The organism is Komagataeibacter sp. NFXK3 (assembly GCF_054182245.1).
In genome coordinates this window covers 337204-351355 of the sequence record NZ_JAPIVJ010000001.1, presented here as the reverse complement: position 1 = coordinate 351355, position 14152 = coordinate 337204, and the positions used below count along the sequence as shown (strand labels likewise).

14 protein-coding genes are annotated in these 14152 nt (G+C 63.0%); 7 read left to right on the top strand and 7 right to left on the bottom strand.

Going from position 1 to position 14152, the window contains the following annotated elements:
• Positions 1–23: 23 nt before the first annotated feature.
• Both OQZ28_RS01700 and OQZ28_RS01695 read right to left on the bottom strand, forming a co-directional pair.
• Positions 24–1457 carry a protein adenylyltransferase SelO family protein gene (locus tag OQZ28_RS01700; protein ID WP_458135021.1) on the bottom strand — a complete coding sequence of 478 codons (1434 nt, stop codon included), beginning with the start codon at positions 1455–1457 and terminating at the stop codon, positions 24–26.
• Between the two features lie 25 nt (positions 1458–1482).
• Positions 1483–2544 carry an enoyl-CoA hydratase/isomerase family protein gene (locus OQZ28_RS01695; protein ID WP_458134964.1) on the bottom strand — a complete coding sequence of 354 codons (1062 nt, stop codon included), beginning with the start codon at positions 2542–2544 and terminating at the stop codon, positions 1483–1485.
• Between the two features lie 126 nt (positions 2545–2670).
• On the opposite strand from OQZ28_RS01695, the gene OQZ28_RS01690 reads away from it, so the two are divergent.
• The 5 genes from OQZ28_RS01690 (at position 2671) to OQZ28_RS01670 (ending at position 6128) form a co-directional block, all read left to right on the top strand.
• A complete protein-coding gene (locus OQZ28_RS01690) occupies positions 2671–3165 on the top strand; it encodes a flavin reductase (RefSeq protein WP_130730809.1) in 495 nt (164 codons plus the stop codon).
• Positions 3166–3362: 197 nt separating this feature from the next.
• Positions 3363–3494 carry a hypothetical protein gene (locus OQZ28_RS01685; RefSeq protein WP_275100972.1) on the top strand — a complete coding sequence of 44 codons (132 nt, stop codon included), beginning with the start codon at positions 3363–3365 and terminating at the stop codon, positions 3492–3494.
• Between the two features lie 75 nt (positions 3495–3569).
• Complete coding sequence (locus OQZ28_RS01680) at positions 3570–4058, top strand: transcriptional repressor (protein ID WP_458134963.1); 489 nt, start codon at positions 3570–3572, stop codon at positions 4056–4058.
• A gap of 88 nt (positions 4059–4146) precedes the next feature.
• Positions 4147–4668, top strand: coding sequence for a hypothetical protein (locus tag OQZ28_RS01675; protein WP_458134962.1), 522 nt, complete (start codon positions 4147–4149; stop codon positions 4666–4668).
• Positions 4669–4712: 44 nt separating this feature from the next.
• Positions 4713–6128: a sugar porter family MFS transporter gene (locus OQZ28_RS01670; protein ID WP_130730806.1), complete on the top strand. Its 1416-nt coding sequence runs from the start codon at positions 4713–4715 to the stop codon at positions 6126–6128.
• 92 nt (positions 6129–6220) lie between these two features.
• Here the strand turns inward: OQZ28_RS01670 and OQZ28_RS01665 are convergent, their stop codons facing one another.
• The 4 genes from OQZ28_RS01665 to trpB form a co-directional block, all read right to left on the bottom strand.
• Positions 6221–7543 (bottom strand): bifunctional folylpolyglutamate synthase/dihydrofolate synthase, encoded by a 1323-nt coding sequence (locus OQZ28_RS01665; RefSeq protein ID WP_458134961.1) that lies wholly within the window; start codon positions 7541–7543, stop codon positions 6221–6223.
• A gap of 17 nt (positions 7544–7560) precedes the next feature.
• The gene (gene accD, locus OQZ28_RS01660) at positions 7561–8427 is read right to left on the bottom strand and encodes an acetyl-CoA carboxylase, carboxyltransferase subunit beta (protein WP_130730804.1); all 867 of its coding nucleotides are present in this window, start codon (positions 8425–8427) and stop codon (positions 7561–7563) included.
• A gap of 217 nt (positions 8428–8644) precedes the next feature.
• A complete protein-coding gene (trpA, locus tag OQZ28_RS01655) occupies positions 8645–9481 on the bottom strand; it encodes a tryptophan synthase subunit alpha (RefSeq protein WP_130730803.1) in 837 nt (278 codons plus the stop codon).
• A complete protein-coding gene (gene trpB, locus OQZ28_RS01650; protein ID WP_130730802.1) occupies positions 9478–10707 on the bottom strand; it encodes a tryptophan synthase subunit beta in 1230 nt (409 codons plus the stop codon). Before trpB ends, trpA begins: the two co-directional genes overlap by 4 nt.
• Before the next feature lie 196 nt (positions 10708–10903).
• Between trpB and OQZ28_RS01645 the strand changes: the two genes are divergently transcribed.
• On the top strand, positions 10904–11869 hold the full coding sequence (locus OQZ28_RS01645; RefSeq protein ID WP_130730801.1) for a magnesium transporter CorA family protein: 966 nt from the start codon (positions 10904–10906) through the stop codon (positions 11867–11869).
• 154 nt (positions 11870–12023) lie between these two features.
• Positions 12024–13331 (top strand): outer membrane beta-barrel protein, encoded by a 1308-nt coding sequence (locus OQZ28_RS01640; RefSeq protein ID WP_130730800.1) that lies wholly within the window; start codon positions 12024–12026, stop codon positions 13329–13331.
• Between the two features lie 203 nt (positions 13332–13534).
• Here OQZ28_RS01640 and OQZ28_RS01635 read toward each other — a convergent pair whose 3' ends face one another.
• A complete protein-coding gene (locus OQZ28_RS01635; RefSeq protein WP_130730799.1) occupies positions 13535–14113 on the bottom strand; it encodes a helix-turn-helix domain-containing protein in 579 nt (192 codons plus the stop codon).
• Between the last annotated feature and the right edge of the window lie 39 nt (positions 14114–14152).

The window sequence follows — 14152 nt, the reverse complement described above, 5'->3', positions numbered from 1 at the left end:
ATCGGCCCGGTTCCCCCGCAGGGTCAGCCTGCCCCTTGGTGGGGCATGGCGTTCAGGGCGGCTTTCATGCGGGCAATGTGCCCCATGGTGGCGTGCAGGCCGCTCCAGTCATCGGCCGTGGCGATGGGCTGCCACAGGGCTTCCACTGTTTCGACCGGCATCAGGCATGGCGCCCCGTCGCTGAAATAGGGGTGCGACAGGTCACAGCCCGCCACGGGCTCATGCTGCATGAGCGCGCCCTGCACGGGACGGAAACTATCCTGTGCATAAAAGGATGCATGTGGCCCCGATACAGCCCGTTTCTGGCTCTTGGGGCCACCATACCAGTCAAAAAACGGAAATTCAAACCCAATCTGGCTTTCTTCCATGAATGAGAACAGACATTCACGTAGATGTTGCGATGATTTTCTTGAAATTTCGTTGATACCAAGCCGGTTTAATACAGAAATATCAAGGAATCTTTCATATCTGATCCAGAAGTCATCAAAAATACTTTGAATTTTCTCAAGTGACGAAAGCGCGATCAGGCACTCGCCCAGCCGGGCCACGTTCCACATCATCGCCTCGGGCTGGCGGCCATAGGCATACAGGCCCGAATGGTCGAAATAGGCGGCGGTGAAACGGGGGTCAAAGCTGGGCAGGAACCGCCACGGGCCGTAATCAAAGCTCTCGCCGGTCAGGTTTATGTTATCGGTATTGAGCACCCCGTGCACGAAGCCTGCCGTCATCCATTGCGCCGTCATCTCGGCCATGCGGGTGGTGGCGGCATCGTACAGCGCCGCCGCCGGGTCGGGTTCATTGGCAAGGTGGGGGTAATAGGTCTCGAGCACATAGGCCACGAGATGTTTCAGGCTGGCCTTGTCATCATTGGCGACAAGGCGCTGGAACGTGCCGATGCGGATGTGCGAATGGCTGAGCCGCGCCAGCACGCATGACCGCGTGGGCGATGGCTCGTCGCCCCGGTGCAGGGCCTCGCCGGTTTCGATCACGCTCAGTGTGCGCGAGGTGCGCACGCCCATCGCGTCAAGCCGTTCGCTGGCCAGGATTTCGCGCACGCCGCCCTTGAGCGTCAGCCGTCCGTCCCCCCCGCGTGACCAGGGCGTGGTGCCGCTGCCCTTGGTGCCGATATCGAGCAGGCGGCCATCCACGCTGTCCATGAGCTGCGCGAACAGGAAGCCCCGCCCATCGCCAAGGTCGGGGTTGTACGACCGGAACTGGTGGCCATGATAGCGCAGGGCCAGCGGCTGGGGCAGCGAGCCGGGCAGGGGGTCGAAATGACCGAAATGGCGGACCCATTCCGCATCCGTCAGCCCGTCAAGGCCGATGCGGGGTGAAACATCATGATTGCGGTAGCGCAGGATGTGGGCGGGAAAGGTGGCGGCTTGCACCACGTCATAGAATTCATCGCCGAGGCGGCTGTGATGGGTGGCGGGGGCGTAGCAGTCGGAGAAGGGCATTTTCATCTACTTTACGGGTGATAACTTATTGTTCCTGATCCGTATCGAGTACGGGCAGGTCAAGGGAAAAGGATGCATGGTTTTGCAGGCAGGAGGCAATTTCCCGCCCCGATACAGCACCCAGCGTGGCCGGTGACCAGTGCGGCGCGTTGTCCTTGTCGATCAGGCGGGCGCGCACGCCCTCGGCAAAATCGGGGCGGCGGAGCAACTGGCTGATGAGCTGGAATTCCTGCTCCAGCACATGGTCCAGGTCAGGCAGGGCGCGGGCGGCATGATAGGCGGCAAAGGTGATGCACAGCGAGAACGGGCACGCCCCCTGCAGGGCGGCAAGGTCGGCCTGCGCCCAGGGAGCCGGATAGGTTTGCAGCCGCGCCATGATCGTTGCCACGTCCGGCGCGTCATAGACCGGGGCGATGGTGGCGGTGTCCGGGCCGCCGTCAAGGGCAGGGCAGGGCGGCAGGCTGTCCATTACCAGCCCCGCGGGCGTGTGGGTGAGTGCGTGCCTTATGTTTTCAAGCTGGCCGGAGGGGGCCTGCCGGTCGGCAAAGCCTGCGGCTATGGCCATGGTGGCGTTCATGCGCCCGCCGGTCAGGCCAAGGCGCAGCCCGCTCAGCCCCGGCGCGCGCGCGAGCAGGTAGGACCCGCCTGCATCCGGTGTCAGCGCAATGGCGTTTTCAGGCATGGCCACGCAGGCGCGCTCGGTCACGATGCGGTGGCGCACATGCCCGCCAAGCCCCACGCCGCCGCCCATGCAGATCCCGTCAAGGAACGAGACAACCGGCTTGGGGTAGCCCGCCAGCATCGAGGCCAGCCGGTAGCTGTGGCGGAAGGGTTGTGTTGCCGCCTCCACCCCGCGCTCGCGCAGCAGGGCGCGGATGGCGCGGATATCACCGCCCGCGCAGAAGGCGCGCGGGCTGGTGCTGTCAAGCAGCACGGTTTCAACGCCCGGGTCATGGCGCCACGCGCGCAGGATGGCGGCAAGGTGGTTGATCATGTCCAGGTTAAGGGCATTGAGCGCCTCGGGGCGGGCGAGCGTGATGCGGCCGAGCGCGCCCTGCACGGTGGTCTGGATGGGTTCGGGGGGCACGGATTGCGTCCTTTCATGTGGTTTTGCGGTATTCAACGAGGGTAGAATGCGCTACCTCCGCTGCTGTCCGGCGTCACGGCTGCGTGCGGACCACAGGCATGCACAGTTACCGAAGGCAGAAGCACCATGGGGATTGACGCCCTCACCTTTCGCAACGCCATGGCCCGCCTGGGCGCGGCCGTGAATGTTGTCACGACGGGAACACTTGATGACCCGGCGGGTTTTACCGCCTCCGCCGTGTGCTCGGTGACCGATACGCCGCCCACGGTCCTCGTCTGCCTCAACCGCAACTCCCGCGTGCGCGACCGCTTTCGGGTGGATGCGGCCATGTGCATCAACGTGCTCGCCGCCGACCAGCAGGACATATCGGGCGTGTTCGCAAGCCCGCTCGAGCAGGCCGAGCGCTTCCGCTCCGGGCACTGGGATACGCTGACCACGGGTGCGCCGGTGCTGAACGAGGCGGTGCTGTCGCTTGACTGCCGCATCGAGCGGATTGTGGAAGTCGGCACCCACAGCGTCATGTTCGGCGCGGTGGAAAGCCTGCGCAATTCCAGCCCCCGTGGCGGGCTGGTCTATTTCAACCGCAGCTACCACATGTTGCCTCACGCGCCGGGCGAGTAAAGCACTGTTTGAAAACAGTTCATTGATAAAAAATGATAAAAGTTTTTGGGTGCCGCCTTTTTTCAAAAAGGCGGCGTTCTTCTAAGCTTTTTGAAAAAAGCTTCACCAGAAATTTTTTACACTTCTTCATATTAAGAAAAAATCCAGCCTTTTGCCGCATGCACAGCGCAGTAATGCGATGAGAAGGAGCAGATGCCATGGCACAGACCCCGCGCGCCCGCCCCCCGCAGGTTCCTGTCTTGACGCTGCGCGGACTGATCTGGATACATGCGGGACTTGCCCTTTTCGTGGCCCTGATGGCCATGTGGGTGGATCACCTGCCGGACTGACCGCCTGCCGGGGCGCAGGGCAGGGTGGTTGGAGCCCCCCGGCAAACCGCACAGGAGCACAGCATAGTGGCCCGCATGACACAGACGGCCGGAACCGGCCTGCCCGCGGGGACCGAGTCCCTGCTTGAGCAGGCTGCCAGCCTGTGCGCCGCGCGCGCGGTTAGGCTGACGGACATGCGCCGCCTGGTGCTCGGGCTGGTGCTGGCTGCCGAGCGGCCGCTGGGTGCTTATGAGCTGCTTGAGCAGATCCGTGCCAGCCGGGGCAGGCCGGTGGCGCCGCCCACGGTATACCGCGCGCTGGATTTTCTGATGGAGCAGGGGCTGATCCACAAGATCGAGCGGCTTTCGGCCTTTGTGGGGTGCAGGCACATGCTGGAATCGGGGCATGCCTGCCACGGGCATGTCCATGCGGCGCAGTTCCTGATCTGCAGTGCGTGCGGGCGCGTGACCGAACTCGATGATCCCCATATCCTCAAGGCCCTGCTGGAGGTGACGAAGGCACGGGGCTTTACGGTGCGGCAGACCACCATCGAGGCCGAAGGCCTGTGCGCCGCGTGTGGCTGAGGGTGGTTGAACGGAGCAGGCGCGACCCTGAGGGGGCGTGAGCCGGGATTGATGGGGCGGATGCATGGGGCAGGGGCGCAAGGGCAGGATGACAGGGCTGCCGCTCATACCGACCGCGCCCCGGCACCCGCGGCGCAGGCGGCCTGCGGCCCCACCCGCGCCGCCGCCGCCACCCGGCGACAGGGCGCAGCCCGACCTGTTTGCCGCGGCTGCGGCGGACCGCCCGCATGCGCTGACCTATCTTGATATCGCGGGCCTCGGGCTGGCCGTGGTGCCGGCCCGCACCCTGCGCCCTGATGACGGGCCGGATGGCTATCTCTACCACATCACCACCACCACCGGGATGGACACGCTGCGCGCGCGTGGCACGCTCCTGTTCTCGCCCCGCGCGCCGCTTGTGCTGACAGAACGCCCGGGCATATTGCCATGGCTTGCAAATATGATGGAAGTCATGGAATCGGACTGTGAAGCAGGGCATAGAGCGGATAGCCCTGTTGTTTTTAGGGTAAAACGATTTGTCATTGACAGGCTGCTGGAACATGATCCCGACCGGACGCGCGAATATGGTGTATCGTTCTTTCTCCTGACCGGCCTCGCGCGACAGGAATAATGTGGTCACCGGCAACAATAAGAATATCAAAGGACCGGATTTTAATGGAAAATCAGCCTGCGCCCGCCGTATTTGATCCGGCCCGGATGCGTACCCTCATCATTGGCTGCCTTGCCGCGCTGGCAGGCCTCATGGCCGGGCTTGACATCGGGGTCATATCCGGTGCGCTCGACCTGCTTGCCGCCACCTTTCATGCCACCACCCTCCAGCAGGAATGGATTGTCAGCGCCATGATGGGCGGCGCTGCCGTAGGTTCCCTGTGCGGGGGCTGGATGTCGCACCAGATCGGGCGCAAGCATGCGCTGCTGGTGGGGGCGGCGGTGTTCGTGGCAGGCTCGCTGGCCTGCGCGCTGGCGTGGTCGATCCCGTCCATGATTGCAGGGCGGCTCATCATGGGGCTGGCCATCGGGGTGGCGGCGTTCACGGCGCCACTCTACCTGTCCGAGATTGCCAGCGAGCAGGCGCGTGGCGCCATGATCTCGACCTACCAGCTCATGATCACGGCGGGCATTTTCATCGCCTTCCTGAGTAACACCATGTTCAGCTACGCGGGTAACTGGCGCGGCATGTTCGCTATTGCCGCCGTGCCGGGCGTGCTGTTCCTCATTGGCGTGCTGTTCCTGCCCTACAGCCCGCGCTGGCTCATGATGCGTGGCCGCAGCAAGGAAGCGCTGGAAGTGCTCGAAGACCTGCGCAACGACAAGAGCGTGGCCATGCAGGAGATCCAGAACATCAGCCGCCAGCTCCAGCAGAAGCAGCGCGGCTGGAGCCTGCTGCGCAACAACCGCAATTTCCGCCGCTCCATTTTCCTGGGCATGACGCTGCAGGTCATGCAGCAGCTCGCGGGCGTGAACGTGGTGATGTATTACGCCCCCAAGATATTCGCCCTTGCAGGCTATGTCGGCCCCGCGCAGCTCTGGTGCACGGCCATGGTGGGACTGGTGAACATGCTGGCCACCTTCATCGCCATCGGCCTTGTCGACCGCTGGGGCCGCAAGCCGATCCTGTATACCGGCTTCCTGATCATGGCCGTGGGCATGGGCAGCCTTGGCTTCATGCTCAACCGCCCGCATCTCGACCAGTCGGAGCAGATCATCGCGGTGTTCATGCTGCTGATTTACATCTCGGGCTTCGCCATGTCGGCGGGGCCGCTGATCTGGGTGCTGTGCTCGGAGGTGCAGCCGCTGCAGGGGCGTGACCTTGGCATTTCCATCTCCACGCTCACCAACTGGATCGCCAACATGATCGTGGGCGCAAGTTTCCTGTCGCTGCTGCAGTGGATGGGCAATGGCCCGACCTTCTGGCTGTTTGCGGGGTTCAACCTGTTCTTCGTGCTGATTACATGGCGCTTCATTCCCGAGACACGGGACATGTCGCTTGAAAAGATCGAGCAGCGCCTGATGGCCGGGTTGCCGCTGCGCGAAATCGGCCGGGGCGCGCCGCTGCCGGAGGAAAAATAGAAAGTTTTTGGGTGCCGCCTTTTTTTCACAAAAAGGCGGCGTTCTTCTTGAAGCTGTTTGAAAAAAGCTTCACCAGAAACGTTTATCCGTTTTCAGTCCGGCTGCCAGCCATCGTGCTGTAGCGCAACACCGGCCAGGTACAGGCTGCCGCATATGATAACGCGCGCAGGCGGGGCGTCAGGCCCAGCCTGGGCCGCAAGATGGCTCAGGGCAGCGTGCAGGGTCGGGCCTGCCGTGGCGCGCCCGCCGGATGCGGCCACGATATCGGCCACGGGCTGGGCCAGGTGCTGGCCTTCTTCCGCCACGGCCTGAATGGACGCGGCACGCGGCAGGAGCGGGGCGAGGAAGCCGGTGGCGTCCTTTGTCTGCTTCATGCCAATGACCAGATGGGTGGGCTGGTCCGACCACTCATCCATTACCTGCGCCAGAACGTGGCCTGCGCCGGGGTTGTGGCCGCCATCGAGCCACAGTTCCCACCCGGCAGGCAGCAGGGCCGCCAGATGGCCCGACAGGCGCTGCATGCGGGCAGGCCAGCGGGCCTGCGCAATGCCCGCCCAGCCGCTGGCTGGCACGGGCAGGCCACTGGCCCGCAGGGTGGCGATGGCAAGGCCCGCATTGTCGATCTGGTGGGCACCACGCAGGCCGGGTGGGGGCAGGTGCAGCGTGCCATGGGCATCGCGGTAGCGTAGGGCTGTGCCCCCCTCTACAGCTTCGATGAACCATTCATGGTCGCGCCGCCATAGCGGGGCGGCCTGAGCGTGTGCAGTGCGGGCGATGACCGCCATCACCTCGGCAGGCTGGCGGCCGGTGGCAACCGGCACGCCGTGCTTGATGATGCCAGCCTTTTCGCCCGCGATGGCACCTAGCGTATCGCCCAGAAAGGCCTCGTGATCCATCGAGATGGCGGTAATGGCACAGGCTGCCGGGCGCTGTATCACGTTGGTAGCGTCAAACCGGCCACCCAGCCCCACTTCCACGATTGTCAGATCCGCCGGGTGGCGGGCGCAGAGCATGAAGCCTGCTGCCGTCAGCACCTCGAACACCGTAATGGGCGCGCCTGCGTTGACCTGCTCGATCTCCTCCAGCACGGCGGCGAGTTCGTGCTCGCTCACGATCTGGCCCGCAATGCGGAAGCGCTCGGTCACATGCACGAGGTGGGGCGAGGTGAGCACATGCACGCGCCAGCCCGCAGCCTCGGCTACGGCGCGCATGAAGGCGCAGGTGCTGCCCTTGCCGTTGGTGCCCGCCACATGCACGACAGGCGGCATGCGGCGCTCGGGGTGGCCAAGGCGGCCAAGCAGCGTTTCAAGCCGGGTGAGCGACAGGTCGATCAGGGCCGGATACAGCCGGTTCAGGCGTTCCAGTATCTGCCCTGTGCGGCCCACGAATTCCGGCCCGAGGGCAGGCGCTTTCATGTGCGGGGTTCCGTAGCTCAGGCGGCGCGGGGGGCGATGTGGCGGTAGTTGAGCTGCGCTGTCAGGCGGCCAAGCACCGCGCGCAGGTCGCCGCGCTTGACCACCATGTCGAGCATGCCATGCTCAAGCAGGTATTCCGCGCGCTGGAAGCCTTCAGGCAGCTTCTCGCGCACCGTATCCTCGATCACGCGCTGGCCCGCGAAGCCGATCAGCGCATTGGGCTCGGCAATCTGCACATCGCCCAGCATGGCAAACGAGGCGGATACGCCACCCGTGGTCGGGTTGGTCAGCACCACGAAGTAGGGCAGGCCCGCTTCCTTGAGCATCTGCACCGCAACCGTCGTACGCGGCATCTGCATCAGGCTGATCATGCCCTCCTGCATGCGCGCCCCGCCCGATGCGGTGAACACGATCAGCGGCGACTGCTGCAGGATGGCCAGGCGGGCGGCGGCGAGGAAAGCTTCGCCAAGCGCTGCCCCCATGGTGCCCGCGATGAACTCGAACGCCATCACCGCCACTACCGCGTTATGGCCACCAATCTGGCCGTGGGCCACGGCCATCGATTCCTCAAGGTGGGACTTGGCGCGTTCATCCTTGAGCCGGTCGGTATAGCGCTTGCGATCACGGAAGGAGAGCGGGTCAACCGGCACCTTGGGCAGTTCGATGCGGGTGTATTCCCCGTTATCGAACGTCCATTCCAGCCGCTCGGGCACGGTGGCGCGCATGTGGTGGCCGCAATGCGGGCACACGTTCAGCGCCTTGCGCAGGTCCTTGGTCAGGATCATCTGCTCGCATGATTCGCAGTTGGTCCACAGGTTGTCCGGCACTTCCCGCTTGAGCAGGCCGCGGATCTTGGGGCGCACATATTCGGTCAGCCAGCTCATGTTGCCTCTCCCTTAAGCTTTCTGGAGGCCTGTTCCATACAGGCAGATGAACGATTGGGCCAGATTGTCATTGCAGGGAGCGTTCCGGAAAATTGCCTGTGAAACGGCCTGCAGACTGTAAAAAGTTTCTGGTGAAGCTTTTTCCAAAAAGCTTCGAGAGAACGCCGCCTTTTTGAAAAAAGGCGGCACCCGAAAACTTCTGTTCTGTATCAATGGATTATTTTGAGGCGGTTTTGCTCACGGCATGCACGGCGTCAGCCAGCCCGCGCAGCTGCTCCAGCACGGCGGGCACGGTTTTCGCTGTTGCCTGTCCATCCGCGTCAAGCGTGCCCTCAAGCGTGTTGAGCAGGGCCGAGGCCACCACGGCGGCATCCGCCACGCTTACGGCATTGGCCGCGAGTTCTGGCGTGCGGATGCCAAAGCCGATGGCGATGGGCAGGTCGGTCGCCTTGCGCAGGCGCGGCAGGGCAGCGGCCAGTTCATCGGTGCTGGCGGTGCGCGTGCCGGTCACGCCCGTGATGCTGACATAATAGACAAAGCCCGACGCGCCATTGAACACGATGGGCAGCCGCGCATCCGGCGTGGTGGGGGCGACAAGGCGGATGATGTCCAGCCCGGTGGCTGCTGCCGGGCCTGCCAGCAGGTCGGCTTCCTCGGGTGGCATGTCGACCACGATCAGCCCGTCCACGCCGGCTGCTTTCGCATCCGCGCAGAAGCGTTCGGCGCCGTAGGCTTCGATGGGGTTGGTGTAGCCCATCAGGATGATGGGCGTCCCGTCATCGCCTTCGCGGAAGGCACGCACCATCTCCAGCACGCGCTTCATGGTCGAGCCGCCCTTCAGCCCGCGCAGCGCGGCCTTCTGGATGGTCGGGCCATCGGCTGACGGGTCGGAGAAGGGCACGCCCACCTCGATCAGGTCGGCGCCAGCGGCGGGCATGCCGCGCAGGATGGCGAGCGACGTGTCATAATCGGGGTCGCAGGCCTCGACATACGGGATCAGGGCGCCACGGCCCTGCGCGCGCAGGGTGGCGAAGCGGCGGGCGATGCGGCTCACAGTTTCACTCCCAGGTGTTCGGCAACGGTGAAGATGTCCTTGTCACCCCGGCCGGAGATGTTGACCACGATGATCTGGTCCTTCGCCATGGTGGGCGCGAGCCTGGCGGCATAGGCGATGGCATGCGCGCTTTCCAGCGCGGGGATGATGCCCTCGGTGCGGGTGCAGAGCTGGAAGGCGTCGAGCGCCTCCTGGTCGGTGGCACCCACGTATTCCGCGCGGCCAATGTCGCTGAGCCATGAATGCTCGGGGCCGACGCCGGGGTAGTCCAGCCCTGCGCTGATGGAATGCGCCTCGGTGATCTGCCCGTCATCATCCTGCAGCAGGTAGGTGCGGTTGCCATGCAGCACGCCGGGCCTGCCGCGCTCGATGGAGGCGGCGGTGCGCCCGCTATCCAGCCCGCAGCCTGCCGCCTCGACGCCGATCAGCTTCACTTCGGGGTCATCGAGGAAGGGGTGGAAGATGCCCATGGCGTTCGACCCGCCGCCAATGGCGGCAACGATCGCATCGGGCAGGCGGCCTTCGGCTGCCATGATCTGCTCTTTGGTTTCCACGCCGATGACGGACTGGAAGTCACGCACCATCTGCGGGTAGGGGTGGGGCCCTGCCACGGTGCCAACCAGGAAGTAGGTGTCATGCACGTTGGTCACCCAGTCGCGCATGGCCTCGTTCATGGCATCCTTGAGCGTGCCCGCACCTGCCGTGACGGGAACCACTTCAGCGCCCAGCAGCCGCATGCGGAATACGTTGGGCTTCTGGCGCTCGACATCGGTGGCCCCCATGTAGATGGCGCATTTCATGCCGAACAGCGCGCACACGGTGGCGGTGGCAACGCCGTGCTGGCCGGCACCCGTCTCGGCCACGATGCGCGTGCGGCCCATGCGGCGGGCGAGCAGGATCTGGCCCATGACATTGTTGAGCTTGTGCGAGCCGGTGTGGTTCAGCTCCTCGCGCTTCATGTAGATCTTTGCGCCACCGAGCTGCTCGGTCATGCGGCGGGCAAGCCACAGCGGGCTGGGACGGCCGACATAATCCTTGAGGTAGTAATCCAGCTCGCGGTGGAATTCGGGGTCGGCCTGGGCGGCCCTGTAGGCGGCGTCCAGCTCCAGCAGGAGCGGCATCAGGGTCTCGGCTACGAAGCGGCCCCCAAAAATGCCGAAACGGCCGCGCCCGTCCGGCCCGCTGCGCAGGCTGTTGGCGCCTGCCTGTGTGTCTGTTGCGCTCAACTTCGCTACTCCGCAAGAAATAGGTGCGTGGCTCAGGTTCTGTCATGCAGCCGTCCCGGGCTGCCGTGTCATGCGGTTCTGGACCGGATGGCGGCAAAATACCAGCCCCCGCGGGCGAGGGGACATGTGTCATGATTTGACATGTTTGCCCCGGCATGATGGATGAACAGCGACAGGAATTAACGAAAGACAGCCCATGTTTCTAGCGCATCGCCCCGGCGCCCCGGCCCGCACAGTGACCGCAGCGGCCGATGTGGCCGACGCAGCATGGCTGGACCTGCTTGACCCCACCACGGATGAGGAAGCCCTTGCCGCCGAACTGACCGGCCTGCGCATTCCCACCCGTGCCCAGCTTGACGAGATCGAGAGTTCCTCGCGCCTGTTCATGGAGGGGAATGCCGTCTATCTCTCCACGCCGCTGGTGCGCAAGACGCCGGATGACTTTTTCGTCTCGCCCGTGGGGTTCGTGCTCATGCATGAGCGGATCCTGACCATCCGCTATACCGGCTTCAGCGCGTTTGACGTGGTGGCGCGGCAGGTGGCGGGGCAGGACACGCCGCTCAGCGCCAACGAGGCGGGAATCATGCTGCTTGAGGCCATCGTGGACCGGCTGGCCGATATCCTTGAACATCTGGGCCAGTCGCTTGATGGCATGTCCAAGGATGTCTTTCAGTCCGAGGCGCCAAGCCAGGCGCAGGCCGCCAACCTGCTGCGCAACATGCTGCGCCGGGTGGGGCGCTCGGGCGACCTGAGTTCATCCGTGCGCGACAGCCTGCTGGGGCTTGAGCGGATCTCGATCTTTCTGGGCGAGAACAAGCGCCATGACCTGAGCGAGCGGCTGCAGGCGCGGCTGGGCACGGTGGGGCGTGATATCCGCTCGCTCAACGATTTCGTGTCACAGACCGCCAACAAGGTGCAGTTCCTGCTTGATGCGACGCTGGGCTTTATCAGCATCGAGCAGAATAACGGCATGAAGATCCTGACCGTGGTCAGTTTCATTGGCGTGGCCCCCACGCTGGTGGCCGGTATTTATGGCATGAACTTTCACGATATACCGGAACTGAACTGGAAATACGGCTACTGGTATTCGCTCGCGCTGATGGCGGCCACCGTCGTGCTGCCGCTGTTGTGGTTCTGGCGGCGCGGATGGCTGGGAAAATAAAGATATATCTTATAGGGTATTGTTATAAGATCGAACCATTTCAATAATTTAGGTTTCAGACTGCCGGAAAATAAAATAAAAGAAATTTCATGATTGCCGGACAGGGCTGCACAGCCCTGGCGCTGTCGGCAGGTGCCGGAGGGGAAAACCGATCATGAAATCACACCACCGGGTTTGGGGCCTTCTGGTGGTCGCCTGCCTTTTTACCGGCGTTTCAGGCAGGGCGCGGGCGCAGGTCAAGGTTTTCTCGGGGTTGGGGCATGACACGGGTTTCACGCGCTGGCTTGGCGGCGTGACCCTGACGGGCCAGATCGAAGGCGGTATCATGGCCAACCCCGCCCGCCCCCAGCCCGGCTACAATTTTGGTGATTTCTTTGCCGACCACGCCAATCAGGTGCAACTGAACCAGGCGGAATTCACGCTTGCCAAAGCCATCGATTCCACCCGCAATACCTATCAGGTCGGTTTCACGCTTGAAGGGATGTACGGCTCGGATGCCCGCTATTACCAGCTGCTTGGCGTGAGTGACCGGGAATGGAACGCGCGTTACCAACTCATTCCGGCACAGGCGCATATGGATGTGCACCTGCCGTGGGCCACCCGCGGCGGGCTGGACATGCAGGCAGGCATATTGCAGGCCCCGATGGGGGTGGAAGGGCTGGACCCCACCTCGCGCCCTTTCTACACGTTGGCCTATACATCTGAATATTCGGTGCCGTTCCAGCATATCGGGGCCATGTTCAACTGGCATGTGACGCCGATGGTTGACGTGACGTTCGGGATCGATACCGGCAACCAGACATCTTTCGGCCATGCGGATAATAACAATGCGCCCGCGGGCTATTTTGGCTTCAACCTGAACAATCTGGCCCATGGCAGGCTGAAGATCGTGGAACTGAGCCGGGTCGGGCCGGAAAATGCCTGGCGTGACATCGGGCATTACGAAGCCGATCACACCCAGCGTTTCTGGAACGATGTCAGCGCCTATTACCAGGTCAACAAACGCCTGAGCCTGACGGCGGAGTTCAATTACCTGCATGATGAAGGCACGCGCGGCATGGGCGCGCGCGGGCAGTTTGCAGGCGTGGATGCGGAGAGCTTCATCAGCTTTCTCAGTTACCGCATCAACCGCGACCTGACCTTCAACTACCGTGGCGAGATCTATCGCGACAACAACAACGCCATGGTGGCTACCTTCCGGGGGAACAATTCCTACATGGAGGCCCTGGCGGGCACGGGGGGCGAGGTGGTGCCGGGGCCGCAGGCCTCGAGCCATGGCACCACCTATGGGGAAATGACGCTGGGGCTGAGCTACCGCCCGCAGATTGGCCACCATGTGCGCGTGTTCATGCTGCGGCCCGAAATCCGCTTTGACCGGGCGCTCAATGGCACCACGCCGTTCAATGGCGGGCGCAATAACGGCATGTTCACCTTTGGCGGGGATGCGGTGATCGGGTTTTAAGAGACTGTTTGAAAACAGATCATTGATAAAAATGATAAAAGTTTTTGGGTGCCCCTTTTCTACAAAAAGGCGGTGTTCTTCGAAGCTTTTTGAAAAAAGCTTCACCAAAAACTTTTTTATGATTTCTGGATGTCTGTGGGACTGACTTTTCAGGCAGTCTCTAATATTTGGAAGACGCTTTGTTTTTCAAGTCCTGTAATGCCTTACGAAGAATGTAGGTGCCTCTTATAAAGCATTTCCATGCGTTTTATCGCCTGGAGCCTGTCATCTATTGGAAGGGCCCTGTAGAGGTTGATGATATTTTCCTCGTCCCTTGTAACGGACATCTGGGTTTTTTCGCTGCTCTGCCCATTGAGGAAAACTTCCTCGCTGATACCAAAAATCTTTGCGATGCGGGGCACATGCCTGCTGATCCTGTTGGGGCGCCCCGTTTCCCAAAAACCAACGGCAGTACGCGAGACCCCGAGCATGTTGGCCAGTTCCTGCTGGCTCAGCCCCGCCGCCTTGCGCAGGAGCTGGATCCGCTGCCCGATTTCGCGTGATGGGGAAAACCCATGCATGCTGGCAGCACTCAGCCCATCACTGGAGATGGCCTGACTCTGCTGGATCCATTTGCGAAATCCCATGATCGTCGTGGTCTGATAGGTCAGGAAACGGCGCCTGGAGGTCTGTTTGTGAAACGAGACCTGGGTTTCCCCCACTTCGTCAATGCCGCGTATTTCGCGGCGGGGCGGCGCGCCGGTCCAGATCTGTCCGGCTTTGAGGGTAAAGGGTGCATTCATATGGCTGGTCGGCCCCTGCGCCCAAGGGCGCAGGGATCC